This window comes from Streptomyces sp. CG 926 (assembly GCF_003148825.1).
In the GTDB taxonomy this organism is placed as follows: domain Bacteria; phylum Actinomycetota; class Actinomycetes; order Streptomycetales; family Streptomycetaceae; genus Streptomyces.
This window is the reverse complement of sequence record NZ_QGGZ01000002.1, coordinates 24,352-40,942: the sequence shown is the minus strand read 5'-3', so window position 1 is coordinate 40,942 and position 16,591 is coordinate 24,352. Positions and strand designations below refer to the sequence as shown.

The 16,591-nt window shown below is 70.6% G+C and carries 18 protein-coding genes and 1 pseudogene; 10 read left to right on the top strand and 9 right to left on the bottom strand.

What is annotated here, in order from left to right:
* Positions 1 to 51: 51 nt before the first annotated feature.
* Positions 52 to 1,779 carry a lysine--tRNA ligase gene (lysS, locus tag BCL76_RS05175; protein WP_109778380.1) on the bottom strand — a complete coding sequence of 576 codons (1,728 nt, stop codon included), beginning with the start codon at positions 1,777 to 1,779 and terminating at the stop codon, positions 52 to 54.
* Between the two features lie 175 nt (positions 1,780 to 1,954).
* The gene (locus BCL76_RS38790; RefSeq protein ID WP_181382443.1) at positions 1,955 to 2,110 is read right to left on the bottom strand and encodes a hypothetical protein; all 156 of its coding nucleotides are present in this window, start codon (positions 2,108 to 2,110) and stop codon (positions 1,955 to 1,957) included.
* Between the two features lie 118 nt (positions 2,111 to 2,228).
* On the opposite strand from BCL76_RS38790, the gene argS reads away from it, so the two are divergent.
* The 4 genes and pseudogenes from argS to BCL76_RS39595 form a co-directional block, all read left to right on the top strand.
* Positions 2,229 to 3,998: an arginine--tRNA ligase gene (gene argS, locus BCL76_RS05170; RefSeq protein ID WP_109778379.1), complete on the top strand. Its 1,770-nt coding sequence runs from the start codon at positions 2,229 to 2,231 to the stop codon at positions 3,996 to 3,998.
* 447 nt (positions 3,999 to 4,445) lie between these two features.
* Positions 4,446 to 6,560: a hypothetical protein gene (locus BCL76_RS38785; protein ID WP_181382442.1), complete on the top strand. Its 2,115-nt coding sequence runs from the start codon at positions 4,446 to 4,448 to the stop codon at positions 6,558 to 6,560.
* A 108-nt stretch (positions 6,561 to 6,668) separates the two neighbouring features.
* Entirely contained in the window at positions 6,669 to 7,466 is a 798-nt protein-coding gene (locus tag BCL76_RS05160; protein WP_109778860.1) for a VOC family protein, read from the top strand.
* A gap of 81 nt (positions 7,467 to 7,547) precedes the next feature.
* Positions 7,548 to 7,883 (top strand): annotated as a pseudogene (locus tag BCL76_RS39595) (DUF3995 domain-containing protein); the annotation flags it as partial.
* 26 nt (positions 7,884 to 7,909) lie between these two features.
* On the opposite strand, the gene BCL76_RS05150 reads toward BCL76_RS39595, so the two are convergent.
* The gene (locus tag BCL76_RS05150; protein ID WP_109778378.1) at positions 7,910 to 8,437 is read right to left on the bottom strand and encodes an ATP-binding protein; all 528 of its coding nucleotides are present in this window, start codon (positions 8,435 to 8,437) and stop codon (positions 7,910 to 7,912) included.
* Positions 8,438 to 8,499: 62 nt separating this feature from the next.
* On the opposite strand from BCL76_RS05150, the gene BCL76_RS05145 reads away from it, so the two are divergent.
* Genes BCL76_RS05145 through BCL76_RS05130 form a run of 4 tightly spaced genes read left to right on the top strand, consistent with a single transcriptional unit; the run spans position 8,500 to position 11,491 of the window.
* Positions 8,500 to 9,285: a helix-turn-helix domain-containing protein gene (locus BCL76_RS05145; protein ID WP_258309329.1), complete on the top strand. Its 786-nt coding sequence runs from the start codon at positions 8,500 to 8,502 to the stop codon at positions 9,283 to 9,285.
* Positions 9,282 to 9,464: a DUF397 domain-containing protein gene (locus BCL76_RS05140; RefSeq protein ID WP_109778377.1), complete on the top strand. Its 183-nt coding sequence runs from the start codon at positions 9,282 to 9,284 to the stop codon at positions 9,462 to 9,464. The genes BCL76_RS05145 and BCL76_RS05140 overlap by 4 nt, the downstream gene beginning before the upstream one ends.
* Before the next feature lie 31 nt (positions 9,465 to 9,495).
* Positions 9,496 to 10,734, top strand: coding sequence for a hypothetical protein (locus tag BCL76_RS05135; protein ID WP_109778376.1), 1,239 nt, complete (start codon positions 9,496 to 9,498; stop codon positions 10,732 to 10,734).
* Positions 10,718 to 11,491, top strand: coding sequence for an alpha-ketoglutarate-dependent dioxygenase AlkB (locus BCL76_RS05130; protein ID WP_109778375.1), 774 nt, complete (start codon positions 10,718 to 10,720; stop codon positions 11,489 to 11,491). The genes BCL76_RS05135 and BCL76_RS05130 overlap by 17 nt, the downstream gene beginning before the upstream one ends.
* Here the strand turns inward: BCL76_RS05130 and BCL76_RS05125 are convergent.
* Positions 11,474 to 12,235 (bottom strand): TetR/AcrR family transcriptional regulator, encoded by a 762-nt coding sequence (locus BCL76_RS05125; protein WP_109778374.1) that lies wholly within the window; start codon positions 12,233 to 12,235, stop codon positions 11,474 to 11,476. The two genes, BCL76_RS05130 and BCL76_RS05125, sit on opposite strands and share 18 nt — an antisense overlap.
* Before the next feature lie 101 nt (positions 12,236 to 12,336).
* On the opposite strand from BCL76_RS05125, the gene BCL76_RS05120 reads away from it, so the two are divergent.
* Positions 12,337 to 13,272 (top strand): ABC transporter ATP-binding protein, encoded by a 936-nt coding sequence (locus BCL76_RS05120; protein ID WP_109778373.1) that lies wholly within the window; start codon positions 12,337 to 12,339, stop codon positions 13,270 to 13,272.
* Entirely contained in the window at positions 13,269 to 14,024 is a 756-nt protein-coding gene (locus BCL76_RS05115) for an ABC transporter permease (protein WP_109778372.1), read from the top strand. Before BCL76_RS05120 ends, BCL76_RS05115 begins: the two co-directional genes overlap by 4 nt.
* Before the next feature lie 44 nt (positions 14,025 to 14,068).
* Here BCL76_RS05115 and BCL76_RS05110 read toward each other — a convergent pair whose 3' ends face one another.
* The 5 genes from BCL76_RS05110 to BCL76_RS05090 all read right to left on the bottom strand — a co-directional run bounded on the left by BCL76_RS05110 (position 14,069) and on the right by BCL76_RS05090 (position 16,589).
* On the bottom strand, positions 14,069 to 14,341 hold the full coding sequence (locus BCL76_RS05110) for a DUF1876 domain-containing protein (protein WP_109778371.1): 273 nt from the start codon (positions 14,339 to 14,341) through the stop codon (positions 14,069 to 14,071).
* Between the two features lie 81 nt (positions 14,342 to 14,422).
* Positions 14,423 to 15,079 carry a contact-dependent growth inhibition system immunity protein gene (locus BCL76_RS05105; RefSeq protein ID WP_109778370.1) on the bottom strand — a complete coding sequence of 219 codons (657 nt, stop codon included), beginning with the start codon at positions 15,077 to 15,079 and terminating at the stop codon, positions 14,423 to 14,425.
* Positions 15,080 to 15,091: 12 nt separating this feature from the next.
* Complete coding sequence (locus tag BCL76_RS05100) at positions 15,092 to 15,391, bottom strand: RNase A-like domain-containing protein (protein WP_030757865.1); 300 nt, start codon at positions 15,389 to 15,391, stop codon at positions 15,092 to 15,094.
* Between the two features lie 12 nt (positions 15,392 to 15,403).
* Positions 15,404 to 15,979, bottom strand: coding sequence for a hypothetical protein (locus BCL76_RS05095; protein WP_109778369.1), 576 nt, complete (start codon positions 15,977 to 15,979; stop codon positions 15,404 to 15,406).
* 19 nt (positions 15,980 to 15,998) lie between these two features.
* A complete protein-coding gene (locus BCL76_RS05090; protein WP_109778368.1) occupies positions 15,999 to 16,589 on the bottom strand; it encodes a hypothetical protein in 591 nt (196 codons plus the stop codon).
* Between the last annotated feature and the right edge of the window lie 2 nt (positions 16,590 to 16,591).

Below are 16,591 nucleotides of genomic sequence, written 5' to 3'. Positions count from 1 at the left end.
CCGCACCCCGAGGGGTGCGGGCCCTTCCGCATGTACTTCGGTCCGAGCGGCTCAGACGGCGAGCAGCTTGCGCACGCGGTCGGCGCCCACCGCCAGCAGCAGGGTGGGCAGGCGCGGGCCGGTCTCCCGGGTCACCAGGAGGCGGTAGAGCAGTGCGAAGAAGGTGCGCTGCGCGACCTTGAGTTCCGGGGTGGGCTTGGCGTCGGGTTCGAGGCCGGCCATGACCTTCGGGACGCCGTAGACGAGGGTGGTCAGCCCGTCCAGGGACCAGTGCGAGTCGAGCCCGTCGAGGAGCAGCCGCAGCGATTCGCGGCCTTCGTCGTCCAGGGACGACAGCAGCTCGGTGTCGGCGTCCTCGCGTACGAGGGTCCGCTGGTCGGCCGGGACCTGGGTGGTGATCCAGTTCTCGGCGCGGTCCAGGCGCGGCCGTACCTCGTCGAGGGAGGTGAGGGGCTGCGTCGGGTCGAGGTCGGTCAGGATGCGCAGGGTCTGCTCGTCGTGGCCGGCGGTGATGTCGGCGAAGGAGGCGAGCGTCCGGTACGGGAGCGGGCGCGGGGTGCGCGGCAGCTCGGCGGCGGCGGTGCGCACGGCGCGGGTGTGCGCGGCGGCGTCGGCGGGCAGGACGGAGCCGTCGGCGACCTTGGCCTCCAGCTTGTCCCACTCGTCGTAGAGCCGCTGGATCTCCTGGTCGAAGGCGATCTTGAAGGACTGGTTGGGGCGGCGGCGGGCGTAGAGCCAGCGCAGCAGCTGCGGCTCCATGATCTTCAGCGCGTCGGCCGGGGTCGGGACCCCGCCCTTGCTGGAGGACATCTTGGCCATGCCGCTGATGCCGACGAAGGCGTACATCGGTCCGATCGGCTGCTCGCCGCCGAAGATGTGCACGATCTGGCCGCCGACCTGGAAGGACGAGCCGGGCGAGGAGTGGTCGACGCCGGAGGGCTCGAAGATCACGCCCTCGTAGGCCCAGCGCATGGGCCAGTCGACCTTCCAGACGAGCTTGCCGCGGTTGAACTCGCTGAGCTTGACCGTCTCGGTGAACTCGTCCTCGGTGCAGACGTAGGTCATCTCGGTGGTCTCGTCGTCGTACGAGGTGACCTTGGTGAAGTCCTTGCCGCACTGGCCGCAGTACGGCTTGTACGGGAAGTACCCGCCCTCGCCGGTGCTGCCGTCGTCCTCGGCGGCCGCGCCGGAGCCTTCCGCGGCTTCCAGCTCGGCCTCGTCGACCTGCTTCTGCTGGGGCTTCTTGCCGCCGGGCTTCTGCTTGGTGCGGTACTGGTCGAGGACGGCGTCGATGTCGCCGCGGTGCTTCATCGCGAACAGCACCTGCTCGCGGTAGACGCCCGTCGTGTACTGCTCGGTCTGGCTGATCGGGTCGTAGTCCACGCCCATCTCGGCCATGGCCTCGACGAAGGCGGCCTTGAAGTGCTCGGCCCAGTTCGGGTACGCGGATCCGGCCGGCGCGGGCACGGAGGTCAGCGGCTTGCCGATGTGCTGGGCCCACGACTCGTCGATGCCGGGCACGCCGGCGGGCACCTTGCGGTACCGGTCGTAGTCGTCCCAGGAGATGAGGTGGCGGACCTCGATGCCCCGGCGGCGGATCTCGTCCGCGACCAGGTGCGGGGTCATGACCTCGCGGAGGTTGCCCAGGTGGATGGGGCCGGAGGGGGAGAGTCCGGACGCGACGACGACAGGTTTGCCGGGTGCTCGGCGCTCCGCCTCGGCGATGACCTCGTCCGCGAAACGGGAGACCCAGTCGGTCTCGGTGCTGCTCTGAGCCACGACACGTCCTTCTATCTCGAATGCTGGCTTCAGCCATTCTCCCAGACGGAAGGGGCCGCTTCGGGGTTGCCTGCCGGGCCGCACCGGACCTGTCGTTCGGCGGCGAGCGGGATCCGTCCGAGGCGCCGCGCGGCGGCGAGGATCTGCGGCTACGTGGCGTCCGGCGCCGTGGGCATCAGCACGAGCGGGCCGCCGTACGAGCAGCACGGCGGACGTACGTCGCGGCTCGGCGTTCGGGCCGGCGTTCGGGCCGGCCGGAGCCGGCCGCGCGGAGTTCCAGCGGTCCGACGTCGGGGAGATTCGCTGCTCCGGGCAGGGTGATCCGGTCCATGGCGTCACCGTAGCGGCGGGGAAATGCTGGAATCCGGTCGGTCCCTCCGTGGGATACTCGGCACTTGTCGGAACAACCAAGTGCACCCACCGGCACAACCTCACAGGAACGGCAGCTCATGGCCTCGGTCCCTTCCCTCGCTTCTTCCGTCAATCAGCGCGTCGCGGACGCCCTTGCCTCCGCCCTGCCGGAGGCCGGTGCCGCGGACCCGCTGCTGCGACGAAGCGACCGGGCCGACTTCCAGGCCAACGGCATCCTGGCGCTCGCGAAGAAGGCGAAGGCCAACCCGCGCGAGCTGGCGGCGACCGTGGTCGAGGGCATCCCGACGGGTGACCTGATCCAGGAGATCGAGGTCTCGGGCCCCGGCTTCCTCAACATCACCATCACCGACCGGGCGATCGTCGAGACGCTGGCCGCGCGGGCCGGCGACGACCGCCTCGGCGTGCCGCTCGCGGCGAACCCGGGCACCACGGTGATCGACTACGCGCAGCCGAACGTGGCCAAGGAGATGCACGTCGGGCACCTGCGTTCGGCCGTGATCGGCGCGGCGATGGTGGAGATCCTGGAGTTCACGGGCGAGAAGGTGGTCCGTCGCCACCACATCGGCGACTGGGGCACCCAGTTCGGCATGCTGATCCAGTACCTGCTGGAGCACCCGCACGAGCTGGACCACAAGTCGGACGAGGAGGTCTCCGGCGAGGAGGCCATGTCCAACCTGAACCGGCTCTACAAGGCCTCGCGCGCGCTCTTCGACTCGGACGAGGAGTTCAAGACGCGGGCTCGGGCCCGGGTGGTGGACCTCCAGGCCGGTGACCCGGAGACCCTCTCCCTGTGGCAGCGGTTCGTGGACGAGTCGAAGATCTACTTCTACTCGGTCTTCGACAAGCTGGACATGGACATCCAGGACCCCGACGTGGTCGGCGAGTCCGGGTACAACGACATGCTGGTGGAGACCTGCAAGCTGCTGGAGGACTCGGGCGTCGCCGTCCGTTCCAACGGCGCGCTGTGCGTCTTCTTCGACGACGTCAAGGGCCCGGACGGCAACCCGACCCCGCTGATCGTGCAGAAGTCGGACGGCGGCTTCGGCTACGCGGCGACCGACCTGTCGGCGATCCGTGACCGGGTGGGCAACCTGGGCGCGACCGAGCTGATCTACGTGGTCGACGCCCGTCAGTCGCTGCACTTCAAGATGGTCTTCGAGACGGCGCGCCGGGCGGGCTGGCTGAACGACGAGGTCAAGGCCGTGCAGCTGGCGTTCGGCACGGTGCTCGGCAAGGACGGCAAGCCGTTCAAGACCCGTGAGGGTGAGACGGTCCGGCTGGTGGACCTGCTGGACGAGGCGGTGGAGCGGGCGACGGCGGTGGTACGGGAGAAGGCCGCGAAGGTGGGCCTGACCGAGGCGGAGATCGTCGAGAACGGCCAGTACGTGGGTATCGGCGCGGTGAAGTACGCCGACCTGTCGACTTCGGCGGCGCGTGACTACAAGTTCGACCTGGACCAGATGGTCGCGCTGAACGGCGACACCTCGGTGTACCTGCAGTACGCGTACGCCCGGATCAAGTCGATCCTGCGCAACGCGGGCGACCGCAAGCCGGTCGCGCACCCGGAGCTGGAGCTGGATCCGGCCGAGCGTGCGCTGGGTCTGCACCTGGACCAGTTCGGGGAGCTGATCGCCGAGTCGGCCGCGGAGCACGCCCCGCACAAGCTGGCGGCGTACCTGTACCAGCTGGCGTCGCTGTACACGACGTTCTACGACCAGTGCCCGGTGGTGAAGCCGGAGCCGGAGCTGGTGGTGGGCGAGAACCGCCTCTTCCTGTGCGACCTGACGGCCCGCACGCTGACGAAGGGCATGTCCCTCCTCGGTATCCGCACGCCCGAGAAGCTCTGACCTCGGTCTCGCGCAACCCGCTCAACCCGCGCCAAATACGTACGGCCCCGGCAGCTGCTGCTGGGGCCGTACGCATTTCGTGACCTCCGAGATCTCCGCAGCCTCTTCGGCGCCGTCAGCCTCTTCTCCTGGGGCTCGTCCCAGGTCGGCCCGGACACCCCGACGCCGTGGGCGGACTCGCGTTCCAGGGGCCGCCTGACGACCATCGTCGCCGGCACCGGTCGCCGCCGCTGCACCACCGCCTGAGGCACGACACGCGTTCACCCGTACGGCCCGACCCGGGCCGTACGGGGCCGCGCGGCCCCGTGGACACGGGCGGCGGAGGGACCGTACATATTTCGCAATCCTGTAGCCCTCTGCAAGCCCCGCCGGCCTCACTAACCTTGGCGCCTCCCAAGGGGTTTGGGGTGGCTCCGGACATGTCCGGAGCCCGGGGAGGTAAAGAGCATGCAGTTCAAGCGCATGGCCGTCGTGGCAGCAGCCGCGGTGGCCGGCCAAACACTCCTGATGGCCGCACCCGCGATGGCCGAGGAGCATCCGGCGGTGACCGCGCCGGACGTGGTACCCGCGGACACCGCCGGGCCGACAGGCGAGGCGCAGGCCCCGGCGAAGGAGAAGAAGAACCAGGGGCAGGGACAGGAGAAGGCCGAGAAAAAGGCCGAGCAGAAGGCCGCGGAGAAGGCCCCGGCGAAGCCGGAGCAGAAGACCGGGGGGCAGGCCGAGGAGAAGTCACCGGCCGAGGACACCGGCGCGCAGCAGCCCGCCGTACAGGCCGTGGCGGTACCGGCCGCACCCGCGGCGCCGGCCGCGCCCGAGGCACAGGAGCAGGCACCGGCCCAGACGCCGGCGCAGGCCGCCGCGCCCGAGGCCCTCGAAGCCGATGAGGACACCGGGTCCGACCGGATCCTGATGGGGCCCGAGGTCACGGTCCAGGGCATCCCGGCGGCCGGTTTCACCGCCGACGGCAGCTGGACCCCGCTCACCGTGACCGTCGACAACTCGGGCCACGTCGCGGTCGACGACTACACCCCGATGCTGGGCGTCTCGCAGGCCGCCGGACAGTTCGGGCCGTCCCAGGTCCACGTCGAGTACCGCACCGCGGGCGGGGCTTGGACCGCCGCCGCGTCGGTCCCGAGCGCGGCGCCCACGCTGGGCTACGCCCTCGGCAGCGCCGCCGCGGTCCCCGCCGGCCAGATCCGGACCATCGACGTACGGATCAGCTTCGCCGCCGACACCCCCGTCGTGCCGTTCGACCTGACGGCGGACGGCACGGGCCGGGTCGGGACCTCCACGGGCAGCTCCCCCACGTCCTCGTACGCGACCAGGATCACGGGCGCGCCCGGCGGCGACGAGGACCCCGTGCACGTCGAAGGGCCCGCCCTGACGGTGAGCGGGGTCCCGGAATCGGTACGGGCGGGCGGTGACTGGACGGAACTCTCCGTCCGCGTCGACAACGCGGGGAAGGGCGAGCTGGCCGCGTTCGACCTGGGCCTGGTGCTGGCCCGGCCCGACTTCGTCTCCATGCAGGTCTCGCAGATCACGGTCGAGGTCCTTCGGCCCGCCGCGGACGGACAGCCGGCGGCCTGGCAGTCCGTCGAGATCACCTCGGACGAGGACGGCTACTTCTTCGCGGGCGGCCTCGTACGCGGCCCGATCGGCGCGGGCGCGGCTTTCGACGTCCCGGTCCGCGTCCGCTTCGCCGCCGACGCCCCGACCGGCTCGGTCTCCTTCTTCGCCTGGGGCACGTCCCAGATCGACGCGGAGACACCCCCACCGTGGGCCGGCTCCCGCTCCCCCCGCCGCCTGACCACCCTCCTGGAACCGGCCCCGGCCCCGGGCGGGGAGACTCCGGGCGGCGGGACCCCCGGCGGCGAGACGCCCGGCGGAGGCACCCCCGGCGGGGAAACTCCCGGCGGAGGCACCCCGGGCGGCGAGACGCCTGGCGGAGGGACCCCCGGCGGGGAGACTCCGGGTGGCGGGACCCCCGGCGGGGAAACTCCCGGAGGCGGGACCCCGGGCGGGGAGACCCCGGGCGGAGGCACTCCCGGCGGCGAGACCCCCGGAGGCGGGACCCCGGGCGGAGGGACCCCGGGCGGAGGCACCCCGGGCGGGGAAACTCCCGGTGGAGGGACCCCGGGCGGAGGCACGCCCGGCGGTGAGACTCCCGGCGGAGGCACCCCGGGCGGGGAGACCCCGGGCGGAGGGACCCCGGGCGGAGGCACGCCCGGCGGTGAGACTCCCGGCGGAAGCACCCCGGGCGGGGAGACCCCCGGCGGGGAAGCCCCGGGCGGCAGCACCCCCGGCGGCCAGACGCCCGGCAGCAACACCCCGGGTGGCGTGCCCGGCGGCAACGGGCCGGTGCCGAACGGCGGTACCGGCAGCACCCCGATCAGCAGCGGGAGCAACACCGGCACCACCGCCACCGCCACCCCCAGCGGGAGCGCCCTGGCCGCCACCGGCGCCGACCCCGCCACCAGTTGGGCCCTGAACGGCGCGGGGGTAACCCTCGCCCTCGGCGCCGCGCTGGTCGCCGGCACGGGTCGCCGCCGCCGCACCAACTGACGCCGCCCCACCCGGTTTCACCCGTACGGCCCGATTCGGGCCGTACGGGCCGGGTAGGGGACGGCCCGTCCTTCCCCCCACCCACCATCGGAGGCCTCCGTGCCCGACATGAACGGCCCCTACAAGCCCGGCACTCCCTGCTGGATCGACCTGATGGTCCCCGACCAGCAGGCCGCCCTCGACTTCTACTGCGACCTGTTCGGCTGGCAGGGCGAGGTCGGCCCGGCCGAACAGGGCGGCTACTCCGTCTGCACCCTCAAGGGCCGGCCGGTCGCCGGCATCATGAAGGCGAGCAACCCGGACGGCACCGTCCCGGACCCGATGCCGCCGACCGTGTGGACCACGTATCTGGCCACCGACGCCATCGATCCCACCCTCAAGGCCGTCACCGACGCCCACGGCACGGTCATGATGGGCCCGATGGACGTCATGGACCTCGGCCGGATGGCCGTCGTTGCCGACCCGACCGGTGCCGTGTTCGGCCTCTGGCAGCCGGGCTCCTTCGACGGCGCAGGCATCGTCAACGAGCACGGCGCCCTCATCTGGAACGAGCTCAGCACCAGCGACGTCCCGGCCGCCGCCGCGTTCTACTCCGCCATCCTGCCGATCACCACGGCCGCCTCCCACATGCCCGGCGCCGAGGGGTACACGGAGTTCAAGGCCTCCGGTCGCGTGGTGGGCGGAATGATGAACCTGGACAAGGCTCCCCCCGGCACTCCCCCGAACTGGCTGCCGTACTTCCAGGTCGACAACGTCGACGAGATCCAGGCCGCCGCCGTACGGGCCGGGGCCACCGTCCTCGCCCCCGCCTTCGACATGGTGGCGGGCCGCATGGCCGTCATGACCGACCCGCAGGGCGGCCCCTTCGCCGTCATCACCTCGACGGTCACGGAGCAGCCCGCCTGATGTGACCGGGCCCACAGGAATGTTCCTCCTGTGGGCCTCCTCCTTCTCGGTGACGGTTCGTCCATCACGAAGGGGGCTCACATGAGGAACAAGCGCGCGGGAACGGCTGTGGCCGCACTACTGGCGGCCGACGGACTGGTCCACCTGTACTGGGCCACCGGCGCGACCTGGCCCGCCCCCGACGAACGGAGCCTGTCCCTGGCCGTCCTCGGCCTGGACACCTCCTTCGGGCCGGGCACGGTGCTCCCCCTGGCCGCCGTGCTGCTGACGGGAGCCACCGCCGTACTCGCCCACACCCGAGGCCGCGACGGCCGGGCGACCCGCGCCGTCACCGGGGCGGTCGCGGCCGGCCTGGCCGTACGGGGCCTCGCGGGCCTGGGCTGGGCCGCCGGCCTCCTCGACAGCCCGGCGGACAGCGCCTTCTACGTACTCAACCTGGCGCTCTACACCCCGGTCTGCCTCGCGGCGGCCTGGGCGGCGGCCCAGGTGGCCGCGCAGCGGAACTCGCACCAGACGACCTTCCCGGGGGTCCGGGCCAACACCCCCCAGTCGTCGGAGAGCGCGGCGACGAGCGTGAGCCCGTGACCGTGCGGCCGCTCGGTGATCCGCGAGAACCCGGGCCCGCTGTCGTGCACCTCGACGCGGACGGTCGCGTCCTCGAAGCCGTACATCCGCAGCAGATAGCCGCGGCTCGGCGGGACGCCGTACCGCAGGGCGTTGGTGGCCAGCTCGCTCACGCAGAGCAACACGTCGTCGAGGCGTTCGGGCGCTGCCCATGCGTGCAAGGTGTCACGTGTGAACTGCCGCGCAGCTGCGACGGTTCGGGGTGAGCGCAGGTAGAGACGTTCGCGGACGAGCGCTGCCTGGATAGTTGGATTCACCGGACGATCGTCGCGTTCCGTGACTAGCGTGTGGCTGAGCGCCGACCCGTACTCCTTGATGAGTACGGGTCCGCACGGGGTATTCCGCATGCGTGGGTGGGGAGTTCGCTGTCATGCCACCGAGGAAACGAGTACGGCCGAACGCGACGACCATGAAGATGGTCGGTACGCAGGTGGCCGCCGCCCGCACCGCCAAGAACCTGACGCAGCGGCAGCTCGGTGAGCTGGTCCGGCTCGATGCGGAGACCATCGCGTCGATCGAACAGGGCCGTCGGGCCCTGATGCCGAACGTCGCCGAGTTGATGGACCTGCACCTGGGGCTGCCGGGACTGCTGACCGTGGCGGCACTGGAGCTACCCGACATCGACACGACACCGCCATGGGCCGAGGAGTATCTATCCCTTGAGCTCAAAGCCATCGCCTTGTCCTGGTACGAAGGCCAGCGTGTTCCTGGGCTACTGCAGACAGAGCGCTACGCCCGGGCCCTCTTCAAGTGCCGCGTCCCGGCCCACCCCGAGGAAACGATCGAGGATCTGACCGCCCGCCGCATGGCGCGGCGGGAGATCCTGCACCGCAAGACGCCACCGACCCTCAGCTTCGTCATCTGGGAGCCTGCCGTCCGCCACCGCATCGGCGGCCGAGAAGTACACGAGGAACTGCTTCGGCACCTGCTCGCCTGTACGGAACTGCCGGATGTTTCCATCCAGGTGATGCCATTGGACCAGTCCACCCACGCAGCCCTCGACGGCCCCTTCATCCTCCTGGAAACCCCCGCCCACCAGCACCTCGGATACTCGGAGAGTCAACGTGGCAGCAGGCTCATCTCAGACCCCGACGATGTCAGCATCATGGCTCGCCGATATGCGATGCTGCGGACTCAGGCCCTCAACACCGTCCAGACACAGGGCTTGTTGGACCGCCTGCTAGGAGAGCTATGAGCACCGAACTGAAGTGGTTCAAGTCCAGTTACAGCGGCGGCGACGGCGACGCGTGCGTCGAGGTGGCCCCCGGCCCGGCGGCCTTGGTGCACGTCCGGGATTCGAAGGTGCAGGACGGGCCGATCCTGGCGCTCGCGCCGGCGAGCTGGGCGGCGTTGACCGGCTGGCTGGCTCGATAGCCACGGATTCGGAAAGGGCAGGTGCCGTTCGATGTACCCGGCAGAGCAGGCGGAAGCCTGCATAGATGACGCGCGCAACATCCTGGTCGCGCCGTCGGCATTGCACGGCAGCGACCTGATCAGGGACTTCTTCGGGTCCACGATCACACCGGAGGACCTCGCCTCCGGCTCCCCCGACCTCGCGCGCAAGACCGTCTACCTGTGTGGCGACGTGTCCGGGGTCGATGTCCGCCAACTATCGGCGGCTGAGCGGGTGTTCGTCGTCCGGGAGCTGTCGCACGGCTACGACGGGGACATCGAGGCGGCACCTTGGACCCTGGTCGATGTCGGACGGGTTCCCATCCAGGTGCACGGCGCCGGCGTGTATTACCGCCGCTTCTTCGATCTCGACGCCGATCACTTCGGGCGGATCCGGGCGGAGCACGCCTTCCAGTCCCTGACGGAGTCCACCAAGCCTGGTACGGCCCATCGCAGCGGCATCTATCTGACGCCCGTCGAGCAGAGCGGTGACGAGCTGCATTTCCGCCTGCTGCGGTGTTCCACGAATCTGTCGGGGCCGACCGAGGGATTTCGCGCGACCGACACCCTCATCGTCGAGGCTCTGAATCGCGAGGCCGCCACCGTTTTCCGGGGCCAGGCGCCGCTGAATCATGTGCTCGCGCAGATCTACCACAACACCGGTGCCACGGCCGAGCGCAAGCAGTCCAAGGCCAGGATTTCGGCCCATGCCGACAAGACGAAGGACATGCCCCTCAACGGCGTCATGGCCTTCTGCACCTTCTATGAGGGGCTGGGTCACCTGCGACCCCTGGCCGATGACGCCTTCGACTACGGCCTGAAGCGTGCTGGCGGGCTGACCCAACTTCGTTTCCGCCTCAAGGAGCCGATGGCGGAAGCGGAACATGACGGGGTCGTACTCCCCCCGCAGTTCGACCTGACCCTCTATCCCGGCTCCGTCTTCTTCATGCCGTTGTCCACCAACCGCCTCTATACGCACGAGATCCGGCCCTCGACGTTGGGCGCCGATGTGCTCCCGACCCGCCTCGGGTACGTGGTGCGCTGTTCGAACGCCGAAGCCGTTCACAAGGACGGTCGGACGTTCCTCAAGGCGGGCGGCGATCCGGTGGAGTTGGGACCGCCCACACCGGAGGGCATGGACGAGCTGCGCAGGCTGTACGCCGAGGAGAACAGGACTTCGTCCTTCATCGACTACGGCGGGAAGTTCCTCTTCAGCATGAACACGGGAGACTACGTTGCCCCCCGTGTCTAGGATCTCGGACGAGATCATCTCGCACTCGTTCCCGGCCGATCAGGATCTCTTCGCGGAGCTGTCCGCGTCGGCTCGGCTGGAAGACGTGGGGAAGGGCCGGCAGGGTGCCGTGCTCACCCGGATCGACGAGGCGCAGGGCGTGCCTCTCGTGCGTACCACCACGCGGTACGGCAGTCCGGCGCAGCCTTTCCGCGCGGTGCACGAACGGTTGGCGCAGCGGATCCAAGAACAGACGGCGATCCCGATCGGTTTCAACAACGCTCTCGTCGAGCGCTACACGGACGCGTACCGGACGATGGGCGGTCATTCCGATCAAGCCCTGGATCTGGCCGAGGGGTCCTTCATCGCCGTCTTCTCCTGTTACCGGAATCCCGAGGCGGGTCCATCGCGGAAGCTGATGTTCGCGTCGAAGGCGGGCGGTGGGAGCGACGCGTTCGAGATTCCTCTCGGCCACAACGGTGTCGTCGCGTTCTCCGTGGCATCGAATCGGCGGTTCACCCACAAGATCGTGCTGGACACGTCCGTCCCGGCGACGGACAACCAGTGGTTGGGCGTGACGTTCCGGACGTCGAAGACCCTCGTCCGGTTTCGTGACGGACACGCATACCTGCCGCAGGGTGCGCGCCTGACATCGGCCGACGAGGAGCAGGGGCGCGAGTTCTACCGGCTGCGGCGCCGCGAGAACGAAGAGGTGGACTTCGTCTACCCGCCGCTGACGTACACCGTCAGCGAGAGCGATCTACTGCCGCCGCTCTGACGTCAGGGGGGCCAGGCCGTCCAGGATGCGGTCCAGGCCGAAACGGAACCGGAAGTCCGGCTCTTCGGAGCCGCTGAACGCGTCCGAGGCCAGCAGTCGCGTCACCGCGGGGTGGCTGTCCGGTCCGGTCATGAGCCGCAGGGTGCGGATGTACCGGCCGAGCGCCTGGTCCGGCGCGGTCCCGGACTTGATGACGGCGTCCGTCATGTCGGCGGCCGTCGTGGCCTCGTTCCGTACGAGGCCTCCGATCAGGATGATCGTCGAGAGTTTCTCGCTCTCCTCCAGGTCGGTGCCGGCCATCGAGGCGAGGCCCCGGTCCATCCAGGCCAGCTGGTTGGGGGAGACGGGCGCGGCGGTGATCGGGATGCGCAGGATCCAGGAGTTGGCCATCAGGACGGCCCGCTGCGCGTACGCCCAGTCGGTGAGCAGCTCGCGCCAGCTCCACCCCTGTGCCTCGGGCGGCAGTGGCGGCGGGGCGCCGACGCCCGCGTCCGCCATGAGGACGTGGAGCTCCTCCTTCGCGGCGACGTAGCGGTAGAGGGACATCGTCGAGACGCCCAGTTCCTTGGCCACGCGGCCCATGGAGACGGCGTCGACCCCCTCGGCGGCGGCCAGCGCCACCGCCACGTCCACGATCTTCGGCAGGGTGAGCGTGGGGCGCGGCCCCTTGCCGGGGCGTTCGCGCAGACCCCAGGCCGTTTCCAGGCTCGCCGGGAGCCCTGTGCCGCTGTCCTCGTCCGCCATGACCGCCCACTCCTCGATTGACCCCCATCCTAGTTCTGTGTATGACTTACACAGAAGAGCGTAAGGCATACGCAGAAGACGGGAAGGGAGCACCACTCCCCATGACCACGCACGCCTCCGGCAGCCTCGGCATCCACGCCACAGGCCTGACCAAGTCCTACGGCGACCTCCGCGTCCTGGACGGCATCGACCTCGCCGTCCCGCGCGGCAGCGTCCTCGCCCTCCTCGGCCCCAACGGCGCGGGCAAGACCACCACCGTCCGGATCCTGGCCACCCTCACCGCCGCCGACGCCGGCAGCGTTCGGATCGCCGGGCGCGACACCGTCAGCGAACGCTCCCGGGTCCGCGAACTCATCGCCCTCACCGGCCAGTTCGTCGCCGTCGACGAGCTGCGGACCGGTACCGAGACCCTGCGCATGATGGGCCGCCTGGCCGGGCTCTCCCCGCGCGCCGCCCGGACCCGCGCCGACGAGCTGCTCGCCCGGTTCGGCCTCGCCGAGGCCGCCGGACGCACCGCGAAGACGTACTCCGGCGGCATGCGCCGGCGCCTCGACCTCGCCGCCGGCCTGGTCTCCCGGCCGGAGGTGATCTTCCTCGACGAGCCGACCACCGGCCTCGACCCGCGTAGCCGCCAGGACCTGTGGGAGCTCGTACGGGAACTGCGCGCCGACGGCACCACCGTCCTGCTCACCACCCAGTACCTGGAGGAGGCCGACCAGCTCGCCGACCGCGTCGCCGTCCTCTCGGGCGGCCGCATCGCCGCCGAGGGCACCCCGGCCGAGCTGAAGTCCCGCGTCGCCGGACACCGGCTGGACCTCACCCTCGCCACCACCGCCGCCTACGAGGCCCTCGCCCCGCGCGCCGTCCACCTCGCCCCCGACGAGCTCACCCTCGGCCTGCCCACCGACGGCACCGCCGCCCACGTCCGGTCCCTGCTCGACGAACTCGACCCGGGCCGCACCGACATCGACCGCTTCACCTTGCGCAGCGCCACCCTCGACGACGTCTTTCTCGCCCTGACGGGAGCCGACCGATGACCACCGTGCCCGTGCACGCCCTCGCCCTGGCCGGCCGCAGCCTGCGCATCAGCAGCCGCCGGCCGGACGCGCTGATCGCAGCCCTGATGCTGCCCGTCATGCTGATGCTGATCTTCGTCTACTTCTTCGGCGGGGCCATCGACACCGGGACCACGTACGTGACGTACGTGGTGCCCGGCGCGATGCTGCTCTGCGCGGGCTTCGGCGCGGCCTCCACCGCCGTCAGCGTCGCCGAGGACATGACGACCGGCGTCATCGACCGCTTCCGTACCCTCGACATCGGCGGCATCCCGGTCCTCGCCGGACACGTCGCGGCCTCCGTGGTGCGCAACCTGGTCTCCACCACCCTGGTCCTCGCCGTCGCCCTCGCCATCGGCTTCCGGCCCCAGGCCGGACCGGCGGCCTTCCTCTCCGCGGCCGGGCTGCTGCTGACGTACATCACGGCGATCTCCTGGCTGGCCGCCGCGCTCGGGCTGCTGGCCAGGACGCCGGAGGCGGCGGGCGGTTTCACCTTCCTGATGATGTTCCTGCCGTACCCGTCCAGCGCCTTCGTCCCCATCGACACCATGCCGGGCTGGCTGCACGGCTTCGCCGACCACCAGCCACTGACCCCGGTGATCGAATCCCTGCGGGCGTTGCTCCTGGCGCAGCCCGCCGGCAGCGCCCCCTGGGCGGCCCTGAGCTGGTGCGCGGGCATCACCGCCGTGGCCATGGCCTCGGCGACGGTCCTGTTCCGCGGCAGAACCCGCTGACGAGCTCCGATCGGAACCCCTCAGCGGGTCTGTGAGCCCGCCGCTCAGCGATTGAGCGGGTAGGAATGACGGCCCGTGGCCTCATCGATCTCGGCGTGGGCCTTCTGCAGCATCTGCGACGCGAGATCCATGAGCGCACGAGCGCCCGCGATCTCTTCCCCGACCCTCAGCTGCTCCGGGTCGGAGGGATGACGCAAGGCATATCCCCGCGCCTTGATCTCGGAGCCGTCCCCGAGCCTGACCAGGGCCGCCGCACTGGTGCGGTGGCCCTCCTCGGTGAATTCGAGCTCCACATGCCACCCGACGAGCGTGGCCATGGTGCATCACCTCCAGGGGGTCACCCTTCCCTCCAGGGTGCGCTCGGGGAGGGACGAACGCGAGCGGTGGCTCCGGGGCGGTCAGCCCCCGGTCAGGGTCGCCGCCACCGTCCGGAACCACGCTCCGTACGAGAACGGCGCGGGCGGATTGACCTCCATGCCGAGCTCCGCGGCGGCCAAGGCGTAGTCGCCTTCGTCGAGTGGGAGGGCGAGCAGCTCGTGGAGCTCGCCGACGAGGCGGGCGACGAGCTGTGGGTCGGTGGTGGCAGCGTAGTCCGCGACCGCGGCCTCGTGGTCGGGGAACTCGTCGACGATGTCCTGCGAGAACCAGCCGCCCAGCAGCTGCCCGGTCTCCGGGAACCGTGCGTGCCACTCCCAGTGCGTCTGCGGGGTGGCCGGCGGCGGCACCTCGCCGCCCTCGACGCTCTGCTTGAGGTAGTCGGCGAGCACGAGAAGCCAGTCACCGATGGCTGACTGGGGGATCCCGACGTCGGGGACGGCGTAGAACTCGTCGAGTTCGATTCGCAGGCGCCCCGGAGGGTTACGGCCGTACTCGCGCAGCTGGCGCTCCGCCTCCGCGATAGCCCAGGGGCGGGTGTGCCAGGTGTGGCGCAGATAGGCGTCGAGCGCACGGCTGCGCCGCTCAGCCGTGTCCTCACCTTGCCGGCCGAGGTAGGCGCGCATCACCTGATCCAGCTCGCCGTAGCGCCGGTCGTGTTCGAGGGGCTTCATGGACACGGTCGGTTGCCTCTACAGGTAGAACGGGACGGTGGTCTGGACGACGAAACCGTGCGGACTGGCGGGCTCACGGCGCAGCACGACACGGGCGGCACGGACCTCCACGGGTCCCTGGCCGGCCAGCAGCATCGCTTCCAACTGCACCCGGCCGACGGGCTCCTCACGGGACGGCCAGGCGGCCTCAAGAGTGAGACGGGCCCGGGTTCCCTGGGCGAGCCAGCGGTGGATGACCTGCTCGTTGGCGGTCACCACCTGCTGGGTGGCCCACTGGGCGGTCTCCCGGTCGGGGTAGGTGGCGGATCGGGTCAGCATCGGATCATTGTCTCAATTCGCGTTGAACGACCAGAAGACGCCGACCTCGTCCGCGGACACCGCGATCAGGCCGAGGTCCATCATGTAGTCGGTGAAGGGGTGGCCGCCTTCGAGCTCCCGCGCCAGGAAGTCGGGCGCGTCGCAGGTGCGGGCGAGGAGGGAGGAGGTCCAGAACGCCGCATCGGGGCCGAACCGGTCCAGCAGAGTCCGGGCGTCCGCGAGCACCGCGTCCCGGTCCTCCCGCAACCGGACCGGGGAGTCCTCGAAGAACCACTCCTGCGCGAGCGAGGCGAGCAGCTCGACGGCGGCGCCGGCCGTGATCGGCCGGAGCCCCGCGTGCAGGTCCTCTGCGGTCGGCGCGCGGAACGGGTGGAAGGGATAGCCGCCCTCCCGACCAGCCTTGTCGATCTGCCATTCCCGGTCAGACCAGCCCCGCGGGTCCGCGACCGACCGCTGCGTGACGGCGCGGACGTCCTCGGCCCAGTCCTCGTGCAGCCGGGGCCCGCTCCGAGCGAAGGTGTAGACGTCGTCCAGGAGCCGCACCAGTGCGGCTTCCCAAGTGGCGGCCCCGGTGGATCGGGTCGGCATGGATTCCTCCTCTCAGGGATCAGATGTCGTCGAATGCCCAGAACAGCCCGACCTCGGTGTCGGAGACGACGACCAGGCCGCAGTCCTCCCCGTAGAAGGTCATCGGGGTGTAGCCCCAGTGGGACGCCCCGAAGTCCAGCGTGTCGTCCTTGCGCGCGCCGACGGTGACGTTGGTGTAGCAGGTGAACGTGTCCCCGTAGCGGGCAAGGATGGTGCGGGCCATGTCGTGCAGCTCGTCGAAGCCCTCGGTGAACCTTTCGAGGTTCCGCAGGGTGCAGCCGCCGTCGGTGAGCGCGAGGAGGAGGTTCTCGGCACTCGCCCGGTTGATCTCGTGCAGCCGTTCCCCGATGTCGGTCGGGGTGAGCGGGCGGGACGGATCGGCCTGGAGGGCCGGACGGCAGAACGGGAAGTCGGGGTATTCCGGAGAGCGTTCGTTCGCGGTGTCGTCGAGCCCGGCCCAGCCGCGCGGGTCGGGTACGGCGCGCGCCATGACGGCGAGCACGTCGGCCCGCCAGTCCTCGTGCGCGCGCGGACCGGTGGCGCTGAAGGTGAACGCGTCCTCGTAGAGGTGCCGTACCGCCGCTTCCCAGGTCGTCTGGTCGGTGGTCATGT

What these genes read in the sequence shown, in the direction of transcription:
- BCL76_RS05095 (WP_109778369.1), bottom strand. Translation starts at nt 15,979, where the DNA reads ATGCCGACCCGATCCACCGGGGCCGCCACTTGGGAAGCCGCACTGGTG.
- BCL76_RS05145 (WP_258309329.1), top strand. Translation starts at nt 8,500, where the DNA reads ATGAAGATGGTCGGTACGCAGGTGGCCGCCGCCCGCACCGCCAAGAAC.
- BCL76_RS05160 (WP_109778860.1), top strand. Translation starts at nt 6,669, where the DNA reads ATGAACGGCCCCTACAAGCCCGGCACTCCCTGCTGGATCGACCTGATG.
- BCL76_RS05135 (WP_109778376.1), top strand. Translation starts at nt 9,496, where the DNA reads ATGTACCCGGCAGAGCAGGCGGAAGCCTGCATAGATGACGCGCGCAAC.
- BCL76_RS05125 (WP_109778374.1), bottom strand. Translation starts at nt 12,235, where the DNA reads ATGGCGGACGAGGACAGCGGCACAGGGCTCCCGGCGAGCCTGGAAACG.
- BCL76_RS38790 (WP_181382443.1), bottom strand. Translation starts at nt 2,110, where the DNA reads ATGGACCGGATCACCCTGCCCGGAGCAGCGAATCTCCCCGACGTCGGA.
- BCL76_RS05120 (WP_109778373.1), top strand. Translation starts at nt 12,337, where the DNA reads ATGACCACGCACGCCTCCGGCAGCCTCGGCATCCACGCCACAGGCCTG.
- BCL76_RS05150 (WP_109778378.1), bottom strand. Translation starts at nt 8,437, where the DNA reads ATGCGGAATACCCCGTGCGGACCCGTACTCATCAAGGAGTACGGGTCG.
- BCL76_RS05110 (WP_109778371.1), bottom strand. Translation starts at nt 14,341, where the DNA reads ATGGCCACGCTCGTCGGGTGGCATGTGGAGCTCGAATTCACCGAGGAG.
- BCL76_RS38785 (WP_181382442.1), top strand. Translation starts at nt 4,446, where the DNA reads ATGCAGTTCAAGCGCATGGCCGTCGTGGCAGCAGCCGCGGTGGCCGGC.
- BCL76_RS05100 (WP_030757865.1), bottom strand. Translation starts at nt 15,391, where the DNA reads ATGCTGACCCGATCCGCCACCTACCCCGACCGGGAGACCGCCCAGTGG.
- BCL76_RS05090 (WP_109778368.1), bottom strand. Translation starts at nt 16,589, where the DNA reads ATGACCACCGACCAGACGACCTGGGAAGCGGCGGTACGGCACCTCTAC.
- BCL76_RS05115 (WP_109778372.1), top strand. Translation starts at nt 13,269, where the DNA reads ATGACCACCGTGCCCGTGCACGCCCTCGCCCTGGCCGGCCGCAGCCTG.
- BCL76_RS05140 (WP_109778377.1), top strand. Translation starts at nt 9,282, where the DNA reads ATGAGCACCGAACTGAAGTGGTTCAAGTCCAGTTACAGCGGCGGCGAC.
- argS (WP_109778379.1), top strand. Translation starts at nt 2,229, where the DNA reads ATGGCCTCGGTCCCTTCCCTCGCTTCTTCCGTCAATCAGCGCGTCGCG.